Consider the following 16,580-nt stretch of genomic DNA (forward strand, 5'->3'; position numbering starts at 1 on the left):
GTGACCAGAATTTTAGCATATCGTTTCTCTGCATTTGGAGATGTTGCAATGACTGTTCCTGTTTTCAGGGAGTTTTTGGAGCAAAATCCTGATGTGGAAATTATTATGGTCTCCAGAAAAAATTTTGAAGCCTTATTTTCTGGTATTCCCAATGTTACATTTAAAGGAATTGATCTTGATGATTATAAAGGATTCTTTGGATTAAGAAAATTGAGTAATGAATTGGTTAAGGAATTTAATCCAGACTGTGTTGCCAATCTTCATGATGTGATCAGAACTAAAATTCTGGACAGGATTTACAGAAGAAAAGGATTAAAGGTTTTTAAAATCAATAAGGGAAAGGAAGAAAAAGAACATCTTACGGATGTCTGGAATTTGGATAAAGTTCAATTGAAAAAAACGGTTGAACGGTATGCTGATGTTTTCAGGGAAATGGGATTTAAAGTAGAACTTTCTCATCAACTTAGACCTCTTCCGGGGCCTAAATCAGGAATTGGCTTTGCTCCTTTTGCTCAGCACAAAGGAAAAATGCTTCCCCTGGAAAAATCTTTTGAACTGGCTAGAATCCTGGCTCAAAAACATACAGTGTATTTTTTTGGAGGAGGAAAAAAGGAAACCGAAACCCTTGAGGAATGGGAGCGTCAAATCCCAAATACCAAAAGTCTTTCCGGAAGATTAAGCCTCATGGAAGAGCTTAATAAAATTTCTGAACTGGAAATAATGATTTCAATGGATTCTGCTAATATGCATCTGGCAAGTCTTGTAGGGACAAGGTGTATCTCAATATGGGGAGCAACACATCCTTATGCTGGATTTTTAGGATTCGGACAGAGTGAAGATGATGTCATTCAGGTGAAGGATCTAAGCTGCAGGCCATGCTCTGTTTTCGGTGATAAAGAATGCTATAGAGGAGATTGGGCGTGTCTGGAGGAGTTTAATATTCAGAAAGTAGTACAGGCTGTTAATCTTTAAAAATAACCTTTATCATCTCTTGTGCTTTAGATTCGTCAGAATGGGTTTGTTCCAAAACTTTTTTTCTACGTTCACTTCCGGTATAATTCTTTTCTGCAATATCAATAATATGTTGTCGGATTTCCTGTATGCTAGCGCCATAGAGACACAAATCTTTTAGTGATTTGTCATCCGTAATGTTTTGATTGATAATAACAAATCGGCTGTTATAGAGTGAGTTAAAAAGCTTTACCTTGGTCCCGGAATTCTGAAAAGACAGTAAAATATTGGCATGGGCATCTTCTAGAAGATGATATAGATTTTCATTGGTTTCAATAGGAACCAGATCTATATTTTCAACAGCATTGATTTTCTTTTTAAGGTCATCTGAGGCTCGATCTGAGGCTACAACTAGCTTGTATTCAGAAAGACCCTTGAACAGCTCAATTACTTCATCTAATGCCTTTTTATTGTCCGAAATACTCAGGTCTCCATGAAAAAGGAAATAAGCGCCTTTCTTGTCAAGATTCTTTACCGTCTGATTTCCATGAAAAATATGAATGAGCTTTGCGTTTCCTGAATAATTTTCTGTCTCTCGATATTCCTTTTCAGAAAGACAAAATACAGACTCGAACTCTTGTAAATACTTTTTTTGATAGCTTTTATATTTGATAGCTTCAATCTTATAAATGATCTTTTTAAAAATATTCTTTTCCGAAAATGAGATTCCTTTGTAATATTCGGCTTCATTGTTGTGAAGTCTCAGATACAGGGGATGTTCCTTGCTTTTTAATTGAGTAAGGAGGCTGGTGGTTTGTAAGCCTTCAAAAAGAATAGGGGCTTTAATTTTCGCAAGATTATTAATCAGAATGTCAGAATTCCTTATTGCGGCAGCAAATGGCATAAATGAGAGATAAAGAAACGGATTTTTTTTCTTTTGATAAAAGAATACATTTTCTGTAATATCTGTAATCTCCGGATCTGTTTTTTCAGGGATTTGGTTCACAAAACAGTGCAGATGAATCTTTACTCCAAGATCTGATAAAGCCTTGATTTTGTAATAAACATCTATAACGCCACCATATGAAGGAGGGTAGGGGTAATTAAATGATATGACATGAAGAGCTTTCAATGGTATTAACTATTAATCTATAGGGAGGCAAAGGTAAAGAAATCCCATGGAATCTTTTCCTAATTTAAAGTAAGGTTAATATGTAGATAGGTTTGAGAAATATATAAATAAAAAGCAGGTATTATAATTGGGTTATTTATTAAACCATTTGTTAAGCCTTCTTTTCGTTCGGTCAAAAGCAACTTGTTCCCAAATTACCTCAAACCCATTCCAAAATACTCTAATTTGATTGCCATTTTCTCTATAGAATACAAATTTTAAATCTTTATGTTGTACAAATACATTATTTACATTAGATGACTCAGACAGGTACTTAGAATTATTTTCTCTCACTTTTTCTAGTCTTTCTAAGACGTTTTTTGCTTCTTCTAAAGGTAAGTATCTAAAGGCGTAGGCATTTCCAAAATATCCGTTTTCATCTCGGTTTTCTCCAAAGAATGCCAATAAAAGACCTCTTTCATTAATTTCATCACAATTGAAAGCTATGGAAATAAGACCTCCACTATCGTCCGAGGCTAAACTTTCTGTTTCAAATTTTATTTCTTTATTACCTGCGTCTCCAATTATTTTATTAATAATAAACTCTTTGGATCTAAATTGAGAAATAGTTTTTGCGGTTTCCTTTTTAGCGGCATTTGCAGCTATAAAAGTAAGTGTGGTTGCGGCGGCTACTCCTACAGCTAAAGCAGCATTGTTTTTTTGCGCATTTGTTGTAACTCCATAACAGATAAGTAATGGAAGTAATAGTTTTTTCATGGTTTTAATTTTTAGTTTTATAAAACTAAAAATTAAAAAGGATTTATACAAAATAAAAGTAAAGACTAAGGAATATATCTAAAACAAAAAAATCTCCCAGTTTCCTGAGAGATTTTGTGGGCCCTGAGGGATTCGAACCCCCGACCCTCTGGGTGTAAACCAGATGCTCTGAACCAACTGAGCTAAGAGCCCGATATTTTTTTTAAAGGTTTCGTTTCCTTTCTGTGGGTCCTGAGGGATTCGAACCCCCGACCCTCTGGGTGTAAACCAGATGCTCTGAACCAACTGAGCTAAGAACCCTCTAGACTTGTTCTCTTGTTTAGAGTGGTGCAAATATACGACTTATTTAGATATCTCCAAATTTTTTTCTAAAAAATCTCCCACAACAAAGTTACTTCCGCCAATAAAAATCATTTCTTCTTTTGTACATTGTTCTTTTGCAGATAGATACGCTTCCTGTACAGAATCAAAAATTTTATAAAAAATTTTTGATTCTTGGAGTAGGTTTTCATAATCTTCGGGGTGTCTTCCCCTGTTGATGGATGGTTTAGCAAAATAAAACTCAGAATTTTTAGGAAGCAATCCCATCACTTCATCTATATTTTTGTCATTTACAAACCCTAAAATAACATGCTTATGCTTATCAATAGAATTTAATTGTGAAAAAACATACTCAAGGCCTGCCTGATTGTGTCCCGTATCACAAATGGTAAGAGGATCTTTTGAAAATTCAAACCAGCGACCAATGAATCCCGTATTTTTATGAACATTCAGTAAACCATTTTCCAAATCCTTGTCTGTAATGTTTACATGTAGTTTTCTTAATTCTTGAACAATTGCAAGGACGACACGGATGTTTTTTCGCTGATAATTTCCTTTCAAATCAGAACTAAGATCTGTATTAAGTAGAGTAGCATCTATAAAATGTGCCTGTTCAGCAGTAGCTTTTTTCCTGATGATATCTTTTACAACCTCAGTTTCATCTCCTGAAATAATGGGGGTATTATGTTTAATGATACCCGCTTTCTCTGCTGCAATTTCCTCAATGGTATCTCCCAATATGTTTTGATGATCAAGCTGAACGTTCGTTATTGCAGAAATCAAGGGGGTTATGATGTTTGTTGAGTCCAGTCTTCCGCCTAGGCCAACCTCAATAATGGCAAAATCCACTTGTTGCTGATAAAAATACTCAAAAGCCATGATGGTTGTAAATTCAAAAAAAGAAGGACGGATCTCTTCCGGAATGTTTTTAAGCTTTTGAACAAAGTCAAAGACAAATTCCTTATTGCAGTTTTTTCCATTCACTTTAATTCGCTCAGTAAAATCTATAAGGTGAGGAGAATTATACAAACCTACTTTATAGCCCGCTTCCTGAAGAACTGAAGCCAGCATATTACTTGAAGACCCCTTTCCGTTGGTTCCACCTACATGAATACACTTGATTTTCTCCTGAGGATTTCCAAAGAAAGCACAAAGCTTGGTAATATTATCTAGTCCTGGTTTGTAGGCTTTTTGTCCATCTATCTGATAGTTGGGCATCTGTACAAAAAGCCAATCAATAGCTGCTTGGTATTGTTCATTTGTCATGCTACAAAATTCTCAAAAGTTTTATGAAAATGAAACAATTTTTTTCAATCTGTAACTTTTTTATATTTACTTCGTCTAATAGGGAAAAATCTTAGTATGAAATCGCTGTGATTTGTAAGGATAATTACCGATAAAAATAATACGATTCCATACGACCATTAAAAACAAATAAACATCTACATAATATGAAAAAAGTTTGGATTATCGTTTTTGGACTAAGTTGTCTGGGGCTAAGTGCTCAGAAGAAATGGTCCTTAAAAGAATGCGTAAGCTATGCAGTGGAGCATAATCTTCAGGTTATCCAAAATCAATATACCAAGCAAAACCAAGAATACAACCTTAAAGCAGCTAAAAAAGATTATTTGCCTTCTGTATCGGGGAGTATGATGAATGGTGTGAGCTTTGGACAAGGATCATTAGGAGCAGGAAGTTATAGAAACGATAGATTCAATAACAGTGTTGGGGTAAGTGCTGATGTTTTGGTTTACAATAATGGAAGATTAGAGAAGAATGTAAGAAAGCTCCAGTTTGATGTAGAGGCAAGCCAATACGATATTGAAGCAATCAAAAATGATATTTCTGTACAAATTGCCCAGCAATATTTAACTGCTTTATTAAACAAAGAAATTGTTAAGATTTCTCAAAGTGCTGTAGAAAATGCTAAAAAGCAATATGACAGAGCAAAAATAACAACCCAGGTTGGAACTACTGCTCAGACGGTGCTGGCAGAATCTGAAGCAGCATTAGCCAGAGAAAAACAAAATCTTAAAACGGCAGAAGTTAACGTAGGAAGAGCTTTGTTCGCTATTGCTCAACTTTTACAGCTTGAAGACTATAAGGATTTTGATGTGGAAAATGTAGATGTTTCTGACGTATTAGAGTCACAGCTGGTAACCGTTGACGAGGTTCTTACAAAAGCTTATGATTTGCAGCCACAAATAAAAGCAGCCGAAAGCAGAATAAGATCTGCCGAAGCACAAACCGAGATAAGTAAAACGGCATTTTGGCCTACATTAACTGCTAGTGCTGGTCTTAATACATTCTACAATAAATCATTTAATGTTCCACCAGGTATTGTGCAGGGAACTTTTTTTGAGCAATATAATGATCAGTTTGGGCAAAGTGTAGCGCTGTCACTTAATATTCCTATCTTCAATAAAGGAAAGACAAAATTACAGGTTGAGCAGTCTAAGTTAAATGAAAGCGTTAGTAAAATTGCCCTTGAACAGCAGAAACAAACGGTAAGACAAAACATACAGAAAGCTCAGTTTGATGCTGATGCCAATTATGAAACATATCTTGCTGCAGTAGAAGCAGAAAAGAGCTCTAGGCTGGCTCTAGATTTTGCTGATAAAAGCTATGCTGCAGGAAAAACAACCATTTACGATGTTAACGTTGCAAGAAATAATTATGCAAATGCACAGGGATCAGTAGCCCAGGCCAAATATAATTATCTTTTCAGTCTTAAATTATTGAATTTCTATGCGGGAATTCCATTAAGTTTGTAAAATGCCTATTCAATCATTAGAAAAATATTTACCACAAAATACACTTAAATATTTAAGAATTTGGTTTTCAGACTACTATATTCATATAAAGGTCACTAGGAACAGAAATTCTAAACTGGGAGATTATAGAAAACTTCCAGATAATTCTCATGAAATTACGGTAAACTCAACGCTTACCCCACCACTTTTTTTCTTTGTGCTTACCCATGAGCTGGCCCATTTAATTGCTTTTGAAAAGTATGGAAGAAGAATTTCTCCCCATGGTAATGAGTGGAAAGAAACTTTTAGAAATATGCTTATTGAAAGCCTGGAAGTTTATGAGGAAGATCTGAGGCCCATTATCGTAAAGTTTTCAAAATCACCAAAGGCGAATTTTATGGCTAGCCCTGATCTGGTAAGATATTTTCATACTGAAAAACAAGATGATAGCCTACGTTTTATTGAAGAGCTTCAGAAAGGTGAATTTTTTATATATCGCAACGAAAAGTATTTATTAGAAGGTCTGATTAAAAAAAACTATCTTTGTAAGAACCTGGCTACTGGAAGAAAGTATTCTTTTAAGCCGTTAGCAAGGGTAGAAAAATGTAGCTAAGAATGTTAAAATCAGATAGATACTGTGTGATAATGGCAGGAGGGATCGGTAGCCGATTCTGGCCGATGAGTACGCAGAAATTCCCCAAACAGTTTCAGGATATTCTAGGTACCGGACGTACGATGATTCAGCAGACGTATGACAGAATCAGTAAGGTAATTCCTAAGGAGCAGATATTCGTGATTACGAATAAAGAATACGTAGCGCTTTCTCACCAACAGCTTCCGGAACTTCCGGAGGAGAATATTGTGGGGGAACCTTTGATGAAAAATACGGCAGCCTGTAATCTTTACATGGCTAATAAGATTGCTGAAATTAACCCTAATGCCACGATGATTGTTCTTCCGGCAGACCACCTGATCCTGAAAGAAGACGTTTTTCTGGAAAAAGTGGAGCTGGCGTTTGATCTGGCTTCTAAACATGATTACCTGGTTACACTCGGAATTACCCCTACAAGACCCGATACAGGCTATGGATATATTCAATTTGTAGAAAAGAAAAACTCAGAATATTTTAAGGTAAAAACATTTACAGAAAAGCCTATTCTTGAGCTGGCTCAAAGTTTTCTCGAAAGTGGAGATTTTCTTTGGAATGCAGGTATATTTATCTGGAATATGAAAAGTATTCACCATGCATTTGAAACGTATCTTCCCGAAATGACACAGCACTTTATGGCTTGTGAGTATAACTCGGAAAAGGAAAATAACTGCATAGAAACAATTTATCCTAAAGTTCAAAAAATTTCTATTGATAATGGGATTCTGGAAAAAGCTAAAAATGTATATGTAATTCCGTCAGATTTAGGATGGAGCGATCTGGGAACCTGGACCTCTGTGTATGAAAATACAGAAAAAGATAAGGATGGTAATGCTGTGAAATTAAGGCACTTACTTACTTATAACTCAAAGGGGAATATTATCCGTTTAAGAAACAATAACAAGGCTGTTATTATTGACGGGCTTGAAAATTATATTGTAGTTGATACAGACAAGGCGCTTCTGATTTGTCCAAGAGATAACGATCAGCTGATCAAAGACTACGTTCTTGATTTAAAGAACTTCAAGAAAGGCGATAAGTTTATGTAATATTTGGTATCTTTTATGCTGATTTTTAAGCTATGATTAAAATTGCATTCCGATTAACGACTTTTATATGTATGTTTTGGGCAATTCTGGGATATTCTCAGGAGAAGAAGAAATTTTCAAGTATTCCAAATATTCTACAGAGAATAAGTCCCGATGATAAGGTAGATTCTTGGACATTAGTTTACAATAGCTATGGGAAAGGTGAGGAAATAAAGATTTCCGGAGGAAAAATGAGCTATATCCCTCAATTCTCAGGGTTTAATCTGTTTCCCAGTGAAGACAGCTTTTATTATATAGCCTATTCTTTAGGAGGAAAGATAAATTACGTTCTTGATGTAGAAGCTTTAAAGAAGTTTGTCGGAAAAATTGATACCCCCCAGGAAGCCGCTATTTTATTGGCTTCAGACGGTTATATCGTTGACGAAGAATTTAAGGATCTTGCAGGAAACTACCACGAGGATCAATCCAATTATTATCTGGATCTTGGAAAAGTGACCTCAAGGGAATGTCCTTACCAGAAAACACATTATACTTTAACAGTAAATAAGGCTACGGGGCTTGTTTCCAATGTAAAGGACAACGGTACCTATATTGAGCTTTACAATAAAAAATGTGCTAATAATCCGAGACTTTTAAAAATCGAAAAAAAGGAAGAACCAAAGAAAGATGAGCCTAAAAAAACAACCAAACGCAGATAAGATTTACGAAACTGAACGTTTAATTCTTCGTCCTATGTCACCAGAAGACAGGGATTTCGTTTTTGAACTTTACAACGCACCAAAATTTATCCAATATATTGGTGATCGTAATATTAAAACAATTGAAGATGCAGAAAACTATATCAGAAACAGGTTTATGCCACAGATCGAAAGATTGGGGTATGGAAATTATCTTTTGATTACCAAAGAGGAAAATAAGAAAATAGGAGCAGTTGGTATCTTTGAAAGAGAAGGTCTGGATATTGTAGATATAGGATATTCTCTTTTGGAAGAATTTGAAGGAAAAGGATACGCCTATGAAGCCGCCCAAAAGGTTAAATCTATTGGTATGGATGACTTTGAGCTGCCAAAGATATCAGCAATCATTTCAAAGGATAACGTTTCTTCCCAGAAGCTGATTGAAAAATTAGGTCTGAAGTTTCAGAAACACGTTACACTTCCCGGAGAGAGGGAAGAACTGAATTATTACGAAACAGAGTAAAAATAAGCTTACAATATAAATAAATCCACAAATAGCACGATTGTCTGTTTGTGGATTTATTCTTTTTATTCGTGTTAAGAAACTACCCTTCTAAAATTTGCTCAGCGGCTGTTTTTGAAGTTACTTTTTCAATAACCCTTGTGCAAATTCCCTTTTCATCAAAAATAAAAGTAGTTCTTACAATTCCCATATAGGTCTTACCAAATGTCTTTTTCTCTTTCCAAACACCAAATTTCTCAATAATATCACGGTTTTCATCAGCGATAAGATCATAAGGAAAAGCAAATTTGCTGTGAAAGTTTTTTTGCTTCTTGATAGAATCTCCGCTCACCCCCAATAGCTGGAATCCTGCTTTTTCAAGCATAGAATAATTATCACTTAGATTGCAGGCCTCTACAGTACATGTTGGAGTACTGGCTTGCGGATAAAAGAATACAACAAGTTTTTTTCCGATGAGTTTGGACGAAGCTATTGCCTCTCCATCCTGATTTATTCCTTCAAATTCAGGTAATTTGTCTCCAACTTTCAGCATAATGATTTAATTTTGTTCAAATTTAAGGGTAAAATGACAAAAAAGCAAAGGGCTGAACTCGTTCAGATAGAACTGGATAAATTATATCCTACCACACCTATTCCGTTGGATCATACCGACGAGTATACATTGATGGTTGCTGTAGCACTTTCTGCACAAACCACAGATAAAAAGGTGAATGAGGTTACCCCAAATCTTTTCGAGGTGGCCGGAACTCCACAGAGAATGGCCAGACTGGAGGAGTTTCAAATCAAAGAATTAATTAAAGAAATAGGATTATCCAATACAAAAGCCAAGAACCTAAAGAGAATGGCTGAACTTTTATTGGAAAGACATAATGGTATCGTTCCGCAGACTTACGAAGAATTAGAGGCGCTTCCGGGGGTGGGACACAAAACGGCTTCAGTAGTAATGAGCCAGGGTTTTGGATTTCCCGCATTTCCGGTGGATACCCACATTCATCGTCTGATGACACAATGGAAGCTTACTTCCGGTAAAAATGTTGTGGAAACCGAGCGTGATGCAAAAAAACTCTTCCCAGAGGAGGTATGGAATAAGCTTCATCTTCAGATTATTTTCTACGGTAGAGAATATTCTCCTGCAAGAGGTAAGGGTGATAAGGACTTTATTACCAAAATGATGTTTGAGAAGTAAAGAGATCTACTTTCTAGCCTTATTTACAAAGTCTATGTTGCGAATCTGTATAGATAACTGTTGATATAAAACGGATGCCAGTTCAATACTGACATCCTTATTTTTATCTTCATAGGTGAGAGTATATGATTCGTAGCCATTGATCATGATACAGATTTTACAGATGTTTTCTATTAAAAAAGCTTCATAATTTATATGATACTCTTCACATATACTTAAAAAAGATTGATATACATTCTGTGTATTAATTTTTGCATGAATAGTATTGACGACCATGGTATTACAACCTTCATTATTTTGAAATCGGAGAACCTTGTTTTCAAAATTTATTTTATTGATATTAGGGGTAAATGGATTATTCATGATGCAAATCTAATAACCTCCTATGATAATTAATCTGACCCAAATGATAATCCAGATGAGCAATAAGGTGAATCAGGAAGAAATCGGTTGTCATTTTATCTTCAAAAACAACCAGTGGATACTCTTCTTTTAGAGCTTCTTCAGGAAGCTGACTTAATACTGAATCAACGATTATTGTTGTTGCCTCAATTTTTTCAATAAGCTCGGCTTTTGGAATATCCTTTAATGAAAATTCCAGCTCACGATGCCTTACATAGCCCGTGTTTCCCAGCTGTGCTCCTATAAAATGGCTGAGGTTCCCAACTAAATGGAGACAAAGATTTCCTGCAGAATTGGAGATGTTTTTATCTGTTTTCCAAAGGTTTTCTTCATGTTGATAAGCCTCAATTTCAGCTTTTAGCTTGTTTAAATCTCTGTTGTAAAGAGAACGTAAAGATTCTATGATCATGGTAACTGAATTTTCAATTAATTATATGGGTTATTATATGATTGGATATGACGAATTTTTATCTTTCTTACGAAGAAATTAATCTTGTTAAAATTATAAAAATTAGGTAACCATTTACATGGTTTTAGAAATAAAAAATGAGGCAACTATTCAATTGCCCCACTTACATTTTAATTGATATTAATTATTTCTGTTTTTTAGCCCAAAGTTCCATCTTTCTGTTTAAAACTTCCAGCGGAAGGCATCCCTGGCTTAGAACTTCATCATGGAAGCTGGCAAGATTAAATTTCTTTCCAAGCTCTTTCTGATACTTCTCTCTTAGTTCACGGATTCTTAAAGACCCTATTTTATATCCTAAAGCCTGTCCAGGCATTGCCATATATCTTTCTACTTCAGCCACTGCAGCACCCTCATCATAAGAAATATTGCTTAGGAAATACTTAATGGCTTCTTCTCTGCTCATTTTTCCTGTGTGCAAACCTGTATCCACAACTAATCTTACTGCTCTCAGCATCTGATCGCTTAGATATCCCATTTTTTGGTAAGGATCTGTGTACAGTCCAAACTCAGGCCCTAAAGTCTCACAGTAATGCGCCCATCCTTCACCATAAGCTCCAAACCATCCGAATCTCATGAATTTAGGAAGTTTTGTATTCTCTTGTTGTAGAGAAACCTGATAATGATGTCCAGGGATAGCCTCATGTAAGAAAAGAGATTCCATTCCGGAAGTTACATTGAATTTGGCAGGATCAGGAATCGGAACATAGAAAATACCTGGTCTTTTTCCATCAGGAGTTCCAGGGATATATTCTGCACTTGCACTGGCTTCTCTGAACTTCTCTGTCTGTCTGATCTCAAACTTTGTTTTAGGTGTTACATTAAACATCGTTTTCAGCTTTGGAGTAATTTTAGTAAGGATACTGTTGAATCCATCTAAAACTTCCTTGGAAGTCTTATAAGCCATCGCTTTTTGATCCGTTTTCACAAAAGTGATAAATTCCTCAAGCGTTCCGGAAAAACCTACTTGTTGTTTCACTTTTTCCATTTCTGCACGAAGCATAGCGACTTGTTGAAGTCCGATCTTATTGATTTCCTCAGGGGATTTCTTCGTTGTAGTCCAGCTTTTTACATAATAGCTGTAAATTTCATTTCCATTAGGAAGACTATTGTATCCATCAGTATCTCGTCCCTTTGGTAAATATTCTTTTTCCAAAAATGTTCCCATTTTGGTATAGGCAGGAATGATTTTTTTTGTGATGGCATCTTTGTAAAGAGCAGAAAATTTATCTTTCTGAGCCTGAGTAAAGTCTTTTGGAAAATTCTTAACAGGTCCATAGAAAATGTTCTTATCCATATCGGAAGATGTGATTTCCTCAGATTTCATTTGAGGAATCATTTTGATAATCAGTTTCTTAGGAAGAATTACCTTGTTGTTAATCCCCTCACGGAAATTATCTGTAGCAGCATCCATCCATTCCGGGAATTTTTCCATTCTTTTTAACCAGTCACTGTAGTCTTTTTCAGTTTTAAAAGGCTGACTTCCCTGTCCACTTCCAAATAAAGGAAAGCTTAAAGGAAGACCACCAAACTGTGTGAAAGGAATATATTCAGGATGATAGGCATGAGCCTCAATTTTATCTTTTAAAGTATAATCCAAAACATCATATACCACCTTGTCATCATCAGAAAGAGCTTTATAGTCTACACTTTCCAGTTGTTTCTGTACTGAGTTGTAGAAAGCAATCTCTCCCGAGATAAAATCCTTGTCGATATTGATGGGAAGTTGATCATTGTATCTCAGGTCTCCCTGAGAAGTAGCATCTAATGGGTATAGTTTAAGATACTGTTCATAATAGTTGGATGCAATAGAATCCAGATTGGTAGGAGTCACCTTGGTAAGGGGAGAATCGGTTTTTTTGCACGAGGCAAGACCAATCAACAATCCTAGTCCCAGAATACTTTTAGATAAAATATTTTTCATTTTCAGAATCTTTATGAAACAAAAATAAGTATTATTGGGTGATTCCTATCATTGTACCGATCGATTTTAAAAAAAATATTTTTCAAAATCCTTTTCACTTTAAATCAATTTTTTATCTTTGTTGAAAACGTTTAACAATCATATTATTACAGTTCTTTTTTTAAGAAATAATGAAAGGGATTTTAAAAATTTACCATCCGGAAGAAACGCTAAAGTACAATATCAGAAACACTTATTGTAAAGCGGTTTACAGCAACCAACAACATTTTTTAGAGGTTGAAATTATAACGGATGACGGGTTGGATCATGTAGATGATGATTCATTACAGTACAATTTTCCTCAGCTTTCACTTGAGGTCTTCGATTTTCCTATTGACTCTGGAGAGATAGAAGGAAAAACTATTACAATCAATGACTCTGACGACGAAACCTATACGGAAGTAGACCTGTTCGACGATGAAGATGCGTATATCTATGATAATGAGCTTATTTTTGAGAAGAACGAGGAAGGAGAACTTCAGGTAATCTGGAAAGGTACCATTGATGATTTCTATACCGGATCAGATACACCGATTCCTTTTAGATTAAAATGTGAATTCGGACAAGACGATATTGAGGTAGACGAAGACTAAGAACGGTCTCAATCTTTTTAATAAAATCAAATTTCTTTTCAAAATCTCTTTTGGAAAGAAATTTGCTGTTTACCAATTCTAACAAAATTTAAGTTGTTTTTAAGCAATTTTTAAGATATCAATTCATAATATTCCACTACATTTGTCGTTGAAACTTTAATAAAATTCACATTTAATGCTGTTAACGGAACTTTCTCAGATTTTATTTGCACAGATTGCTACACCCGCTGTTGCCACAGACAATTTAGAATTTTCATTTTGGAAAATCATGTTCCATGGAGGAGCTTTCGCTAAAATAGTGATGGGGACTGTATTGGTGCTTGGAGTGTTTTCCTTATACCTGTTTTTTGAAAGATTCTTCTTTATCAAGAGATTAACTTCAAAGACCGATTCTAATTTCATGAATAATATTGAAGATTTTATCAAAGAAGGAAAGATAGAAGCAGCAGCAGATTATTGTAAAACACAGAATTCTCCTGAGGGTAGAATCCTTGAAAAAGGAATCTCAAGATTAGGGCGCCCTGTTTCTGATATTGTAAGTGCTATGGAATCCCAGGCTCAGGTAGAAGTTGCCAATATGGAAAAAAACCTGAACCTTTTGGCTGTAGTACCAAGTATTGCTCCGATGTTAGGGCTTTTAGGAACTGTAATCGGGATGATTATTGCTTTCTTTAATTTATCTCATGCAACGGGATCTTTCTCGCCAAAAACACTTTCGGAAGGTATTTATACTGCGTTAGGACAAACGGCGGTGGGTCTTGCGGTGGCAATTCCTGCAAATTTCTGTTATAATATTCTTTTAACAAAAATTGACAAGTTTGTATTAAAGGCTCAGAATATGTCAGGTGAATTTTTAGACCTTATCAACAAACCTTTATAAATCTTTCTTATGAAATCGCTCTGAGAAAAGTTCTTTTAGGGAATTATTAATGAAGCGATTCCATCTGACCCTTAAAAATATTAGAATAAACAGATGAAAATTCAGAGAAGAAATAAAGCGAACCCGGAGTTCAGTTTAGCAGCGATGACAGATGTTATCCTGTTGATGCTGATCTTCTTTATGATTACATCATCTGCGGCCAATCAGAGCGCAATAGATGTGAATCTTCCGAAAGCCGGAGCCGTTGATGATAATATTCCGAATCCTTTGACGGTGAGCATTAAGCCGGATGGTTCATATTTTGTAGATGATAACCCGGTGAATAAAGGAGAATTGGAACAGATTATTGTTGATAAGCTAACCAGTCAGACAAATAAGTCTTTCACGATCAGAGCAGACGAAAATACCATGCATAAAGATGTAGTGTTTGCTATGGAAATCGCTGAAAAACATAAATTTAACATTGCGATTGCAACGGTTAAGGATAAATAATAAATAGTAAGAATCATTTTTTAGATGAGAAGCTATACAGCAAACAAAAACGAGGAAAACCGCGACAGGATAAAGAGTGCAATACTCTCTATTCTTATTTGGTGTGCCATTTTGCTTTTTGTTTTTTTATATAAATTAAAACCTGAACTGGATAAAGATCCGGAAGTTATTACTACCATGTTGGTGAACTTCGGAGACAACAGGAACGGAAAAGGTATTGAAGAACCTGCTGAGCAACCCGGAAGTTTAGCCGCTGCGACAGAAGAGGTGACACCAGAGCCTGTAGAAACTCCAGTTACAGAAACAAAGACAGTGGTAAAGCCAGAACCCGTCCCTGTACCTGAGCCAAAGAAAATTGAGGCAAAGGAAAAGGTAATCACTGGAAATAATTTAAAAAATACAGTTCCTAAAAAGGAGGAAGCCAAAAAGACGGAAAAAAAGGAAGCAACCAGTACAGCAGCTTCTAAGAATACTAAAAAAGCAGGAGCAACCACTGCCAATTCTAAAACAGGAAATGGTGACGGAAAAGGGAATGCGGCTATTGGAAATTTGATTAAAGGAAGAGGAACAAAAGCTGGAAGCCAAGGAACAGGAGATGGAATTGGTAATGCAGGAGATCCCCTGGGTGGTGACGGAAATGGAGATAGTAAGGTAGGAATTGACAGAAAGCTTGTTGGATATATTCCGGGGACGATGGGACGAGGAGGATCACAGCCCTCTCACAGCTGTACAGCAAGTGGATCCATTACAATTGCATACACCGTAGATAAAGCCGGAAATGTGGTTTCAGCAAGAAGATCAGGCGGAGTTTCGGATCCTTGCGTATCATCTACATCCGTATCCTGGGTTAAGAAGTATGTAAAAGCAGAAAAAGCCAATACATCTTCCACCGGATCTTATAAAATTACATTCTAAAAATATAAAAGCACTTTATTCAAGTGCTTTTTTTAATTCGTTAATTCTATTGATAATGGGAAGAGCAAAGATTCCACTGGTTTGCAGATATTGCTCATAGAACGTTTTTGCTTTATCCTGAAAGTCTTTATTTTGATCTTCTCTGCTCTTAAAGTAGAATAGATTCCCCAACATTTCATAATAGTCTTTATGATCTCTTTCCTGCCTTTCGTTGACAATGGCAATTATTTCTTCCTTAGTCTTGGAGGAAATCTCTGTAAAGCTCATCTTGAAAATATCTCTCATTAAGGTATCAAAATCCAGCTCTTTCTGCATTAAGCTTTCTTCAGGTTTATCCAGAATAAGCTTTTCTAATGCTTGAGTCAATTGGCGGATAAGCCTTAGTGTGAATTCTTTATCTGTAATCATAGTGGGGTAATTTTGTTGCTAGTTGCTAGTTGCTAGTTGCTAGTTGCTAGTTGCTAGTTTGGGTTATGTGTGCCAGCTTAATTGAACGTATTTTATAAAGTTATTGATTTTTCCTCCTAAGAGTTTATATTGCTCTGTTTTTTCTTTGAAGTTTAAATTTAATTCAGGATAAAGCCTGTTGATTTTTGACAAGTGGCATATCGTTTCATCACAGCTTGCTTGAGAATAAGTGAGAAATCTTATAAAATCACCTTTGTAATTGTTTCTTCCATAGCCTTCTGCAATGTTTGTGACAACGGAGTCGGCAGATCGTCTTAATTGGCTGCCTAACTCATACAATTCATAGTGGGGTAGCTTGAGTGATAACGAATGTGTTTCAATAAACAACTCAAAAGCAATATTATAAATATCAAGTTTCTCGTAGCTCATTAATATCTTTTTTAACGATTAAAAAAACCAGCAAC

The 16,580-nt window shown here is 35.6% G+C and carries 20 protein-coding genes and 2 tRNA genes; 11 read left to right on the forward strand and 11 right to left on the reverse strand.

The window, feature by feature from the left end; genetic code table 11:
• The gene (locus EG359_RS14745; protein WP_228434971.1) at positions 1–972 is read left to right on the forward strand and encodes a glycosyltransferase family 9 protein; all 972 of its coding nucleotides are present in this window, start codon (positions 1–3) and stop codon (positions 970–972) included.
• On the opposite strand, the gene EG359_RS14750 is transcribed toward EG359_RS14745, so the two are convergent.
• The 5 genes from EG359_RS14750 to EG359_RS14770 all read right to left on the reverse strand — a co-directional run bounded on the left by EG359_RS14750 (position 962) and on the right by EG359_RS14770 (position 4,426).
• On the reverse strand, positions 962–2,083 hold the full coding sequence (locus EG359_RS14750) for a glycosyltransferase family protein (RefSeq protein ID WP_076352919.1): 1,122 nt from the start codon (positions 2,081–2,083) through the stop codon (positions 962–964). The two genes, EG359_RS14745 and EG359_RS14750, sit on opposite strands and share 11 nt — an antisense overlap.
• A 132-nt stretch (positions 2,084–2,215) precedes the next feature.
• Positions 2,216–2,839, reverse strand: a complete 624-nt coding sequence (locus EG359_RS14755; RefSeq protein WP_076352920.1) for a hypothetical protein — start codon at positions 2,837–2,839, stop codon at positions 2,216–2,218.
• A 117-nt stretch (positions 2,840–2,956) separates the two neighbouring features.
• Positions 2,957–3,031: transfer RNA gene (locus EG359_RS14760), tRNA-Val, on the reverse strand.
• 33 nt (positions 3,032–3,064) lie between these two features.
• Positions 3,065–3,139 (reverse strand) — tRNA-Val (locus EG359_RS14765).
• Positions 3,140–3,181: 42 nt separating this feature from the next.
• Complete coding sequence (locus EG359_RS14770; protein WP_076352921.1) at positions 3,182–4,426, reverse strand: bifunctional folylpolyglutamate synthase/dihydrofolate synthase; 1,245 nt, start codon at positions 4,424–4,426, stop codon at positions 3,182–3,184.
• A 185-nt stretch (positions 4,427–4,611) separates the two neighbouring features.
• Here EG359_RS14770 and EG359_RS14775 point away from each other — a divergent pair, with 185 nt between their 5' ends.
• The 5 genes from EG359_RS14775 to EG359_RS14795 are packed head-to-tail and all read left to right on the forward strand — an operon-like array spanning position 4,612 to position 8,811.
• Positions 4,612–5,934, forward strand: a complete 1,323-nt coding sequence (locus EG359_RS14775; protein ID WP_076352922.1) for a TolC family protein — start codon at positions 4,612–4,614, stop codon at positions 5,932–5,934.
• A gap of 1 nt (position 5,935) precedes the next feature.
• Positions 5,936–6,526: a SprT-like domain-containing protein gene (locus EG359_RS14780; protein WP_076352923.1), complete on the forward strand. Its 591-nt coding sequence runs from the start codon at positions 5,936–5,938 to the stop codon at positions 6,524–6,526.
• Positions 6,527–6,528: 2 nt separating this feature from the next.
• A complete protein-coding gene (locus EG359_RS14785; protein ID WP_228434973.1) occupies positions 6,529–7,611 on the forward strand; it encodes a mannose-1-phosphate guanylyltransferase in 1,083 nt (360 codons plus the stop codon).
• Positions 7,612–7,643: 32 nt separating this feature from the next.
• Complete coding sequence (locus tag EG359_RS14790; protein WP_076352924.1) at positions 7,644–8,309, forward strand: hypothetical protein; 666 nt, start codon at positions 7,644–7,646, stop codon at positions 8,307–8,309.
• The gene (locus EG359_RS14795; RefSeq protein WP_076352925.1) at positions 8,278–8,811 is read left to right on the forward strand and encodes a GNAT family N-acetyltransferase; all 534 of its coding nucleotides are present in this window, start codon (positions 8,278–8,280) and stop codon (positions 8,809–8,811) included. Before EG359_RS14790 ends, EG359_RS14795 begins: the two co-directional genes overlap by 32 nt.
• Positions 8,812–8,893: 82 nt before the next feature.
• On the opposite strand, the gene bcp is transcribed toward EG359_RS14795, so the two are convergent.
• Positions 8,894–9,343: a thioredoxin-dependent thiol peroxidase gene (gene bcp, locus EG359_RS14800; RefSeq protein ID WP_076352926.1), complete on the reverse strand. Its 450-nt coding sequence runs from the start codon at positions 9,341–9,343 to the stop codon at positions 8,894–8,896.
• 33 nt (positions 9,344–9,376) lie between these two features.
• Between bcp and EG359_RS14805 the strand changes: the two genes are divergently transcribed.
• Positions 9,377–9,997 carry an endonuclease III domain-containing protein gene (locus EG359_RS14805; RefSeq protein ID WP_076352927.1) on the forward strand — a complete coding sequence of 207 codons (621 nt, stop codon included), beginning with the start codon at positions 9,377–9,379 and terminating at the stop codon, positions 9,995–9,997.
• Between the two features lie 6 nt (positions 9,998–10,003).
• Here EG359_RS14805 and EG359_RS14810 read toward each other — a convergent pair whose 3' ends face one another.
• From EG359_RS14810 to EG359_RS14820, 3 genes are all read right to left on the reverse strand, one after another.
• Positions 10,004–10,360, reverse strand: a complete 357-nt coding sequence (locus EG359_RS14810) for a hypothetical protein (RefSeq protein WP_076352928.1) — start codon at positions 10,358–10,360, stop codon at positions 10,004–10,006.
• Positions 10,353–10,808 carry a DinB family protein gene (locus EG359_RS14815; protein WP_174567014.1) on the reverse strand — a complete coding sequence of 152 codons (456 nt, stop codon included), beginning with the start codon at positions 10,806–10,808 and terminating at the stop codon, positions 10,353–10,355. The genes EG359_RS14810 and EG359_RS14815 overlap by 8 nt, the downstream gene beginning before the upstream one ends.
• Before the next feature lie 184 nt (positions 10,809–10,992).
• Positions 10,993–12,789 carry a DUF885 domain-containing protein gene (locus EG359_RS14820; RefSeq protein ID WP_076352929.1) on the reverse strand — a complete coding sequence of 599 codons (1,797 nt, stop codon included), beginning with the start codon at positions 12,787–12,789 and terminating at the stop codon, positions 10,993–10,995.
• Between the two features lie 170 nt (positions 12,790–12,959).
• On the opposite strand from EG359_RS14820, the gene EG359_RS14825 reads away from it, so the two are divergent.
• The 4 genes from EG359_RS14825 (at position 12,960) to EG359_RS14840 (ending at position 15,708) form a co-directional block, all read left to right on the forward strand.
• Complete coding sequence (locus EG359_RS14825; RefSeq protein ID WP_076352930.1) at positions 12,960–13,421, forward strand: hypothetical protein; 462 nt, start codon at positions 12,960–12,962, stop codon at positions 13,419–13,421.
• Between the two features lie 175 nt (positions 13,422–13,596).
• Complete coding sequence (locus EG359_RS14830; RefSeq protein WP_076352931.1) at positions 13,597–14,301, forward strand: MotA/TolQ/ExbB proton channel family protein; 705 nt, start codon at positions 13,597–13,599, stop codon at positions 14,299–14,301.
• Between the two features lie 93 nt (positions 14,302–14,394).
• A complete protein-coding gene (locus EG359_RS14835) occupies positions 14,395–14,793 on the forward strand; it encodes an ExbD/TolR family protein (RefSeq protein ID WP_076352932.1) in 399 nt (132 codons plus the stop codon).
• Positions 14,794–14,817: 24 nt separating this feature from the next.
• The gene (locus EG359_RS14840) at positions 14,818–15,708 is read left to right on the forward strand and encodes a ferric siderophore ABC transporter substrate-binding protein (RefSeq protein ID WP_076352933.1); all 891 of its coding nucleotides are present in this window, start codon (positions 14,818–14,820) and stop codon (positions 15,706–15,708) included.
• 15 nt (positions 15,709–15,723) lie between these two features.
• Here EG359_RS14840 and EG359_RS14845 read toward each other — a convergent pair whose 3' ends face one another.
• Entirely contained in the window at positions 15,724–16,116 is a 393-nt protein-coding gene (locus EG359_RS14845) for a hypothetical protein (protein ID WP_076352934.1), read from the reverse strand.
• A 63-nt stretch (positions 16,117–16,179) separates the two neighbouring features.
• Positions 16,180–16,545 carry a four helix bundle protein gene (locus tag EG359_RS14850; protein WP_076352935.1) on the reverse strand — a complete coding sequence of 122 codons (366 nt, stop codon included), beginning with the start codon at positions 16,543–16,545 and terminating at the stop codon, positions 16,180–16,182.
• Between the last annotated feature and the right edge of the window lie 35 nt (positions 16,546–16,580).

The organism is Chryseobacterium joostei, from assembly GCF_003815775.1.
GTDB classification, from domain to species: domain Bacteria; phylum Bacteroidota; class Bacteroidia; order Flavobacteriales; family Weeksellaceae; genus Chryseobacterium; species Chryseobacterium joostei.

Coding starts and splice junctions, on each gene's coding strand:
- EG359_RS14845 (WP_076352934.1), bottom strand. CDS start 16,116: ATGATTACAGATAAAGAATTCACACTAAGGCTTATCCGCCAATTGACT.
- EG359_RS14835 (WP_076352932.1), top strand. CDS start 14,395: ATGAAAATTCAGAGAAGAAATAAAGCGAACCCGGAGTTCAGTTTAGCA.
- EG359_RS14775 (WP_076352922.1), top strand. CDS start 4,612: ATGAAAAAAGTTTGGATTATCGTTTTTGGACTAAGTTGTCTGGGGCTA.
- EG359_RS14810 (WP_076352928.1), bottom strand. CDS start 10,360: ATGAATAATCCATTTACCCCTAATATCAATAAAATAAATTTTGAAAAC.
- EG359_RS14805 (WP_076352927.1), top strand. CDS start 9,377: ATGACAAAAAAGCAAAGGGCTGAACTCGTTCAGATAGAACTGGATAAA.
- EG359_RS14785 (WP_228434973.1), top strand. CDS start 6,529: ATGTTAAAATCAGATAGATACTGTGTGATAATGGCAGGAGGGATCGGT.
- EG359_RS14850 (WP_076352935.1), bottom strand. CDS start 16,545: ATGAGCTACGAGAAACTTGATATTTATAATATTGCTTTTGAGTTGTTT.
- EG359_RS14755 (WP_076352920.1), bottom strand. CDS start 2,839: ATGAAAAAACTATTACTTCCATTACTTATCTGTTATGGAGTTACAACA.
- EG359_RS14820 (WP_076352929.1), bottom strand. CDS start 12,789: ATGAAAAATATTTTATCTAAAAGTATTCTGGGACTAGGATTGTTGATT.
- bcp (WP_076352926.1), bottom strand. CDS start 9,343: ATGCTGAAAGTTGGAGACAAATTACCTGAATTTGAAGGAATAAATCAG.
- EG359_RS14815 (WP_174567014.1), bottom strand. CDS start 10,808: ATGATCATAGAATCTTTACGTTCTCTTTACAACAGAGATTTAAACAAG.
- EG359_RS14780 (WP_076352923.1), top strand. CDS start 5,936: ATGCCTATTCAATCATTAGAAAAATATTTACCACAAAATACACTTAAA.
- EG359_RS14790 (WP_076352924.1), top strand. CDS start 7,644: ATGATTAAAATTGCATTCCGATTAACGACTTTTATATGTATGTTTTGG.
- EG359_RS14830 (WP_076352931.1), top strand. CDS start 13,597: ATGCTGTTAACGGAACTTTCTCAGATTTTATTTGCACAGATTGCTACA.
- EG359_RS14840 (WP_076352933.1), top strand. CDS start 14,818: ATGAGAAGCTATACAGCAAACAAAAACGAGGAAAACCGCGACAGGATA.
- EG359_RS14825 (WP_076352930.1), top strand. CDS start 12,960: ATGAAAGGGATTTTAAAAATTTACCATCCGGAAGAAACGCTAAAGTAC.
- EG359_RS14795 (WP_076352925.1), top strand. CDS start 8,278: ATGAGCCTAAAAAAACAACCAAACGCAGATAAGATTTACGAAACTGAA.
- EG359_RS14770 (WP_076352921.1), bottom strand. CDS start 4,426: ATGACAAATGAACAATACCAAGCAGCTATTGATTGGCTTTTTGTACAG.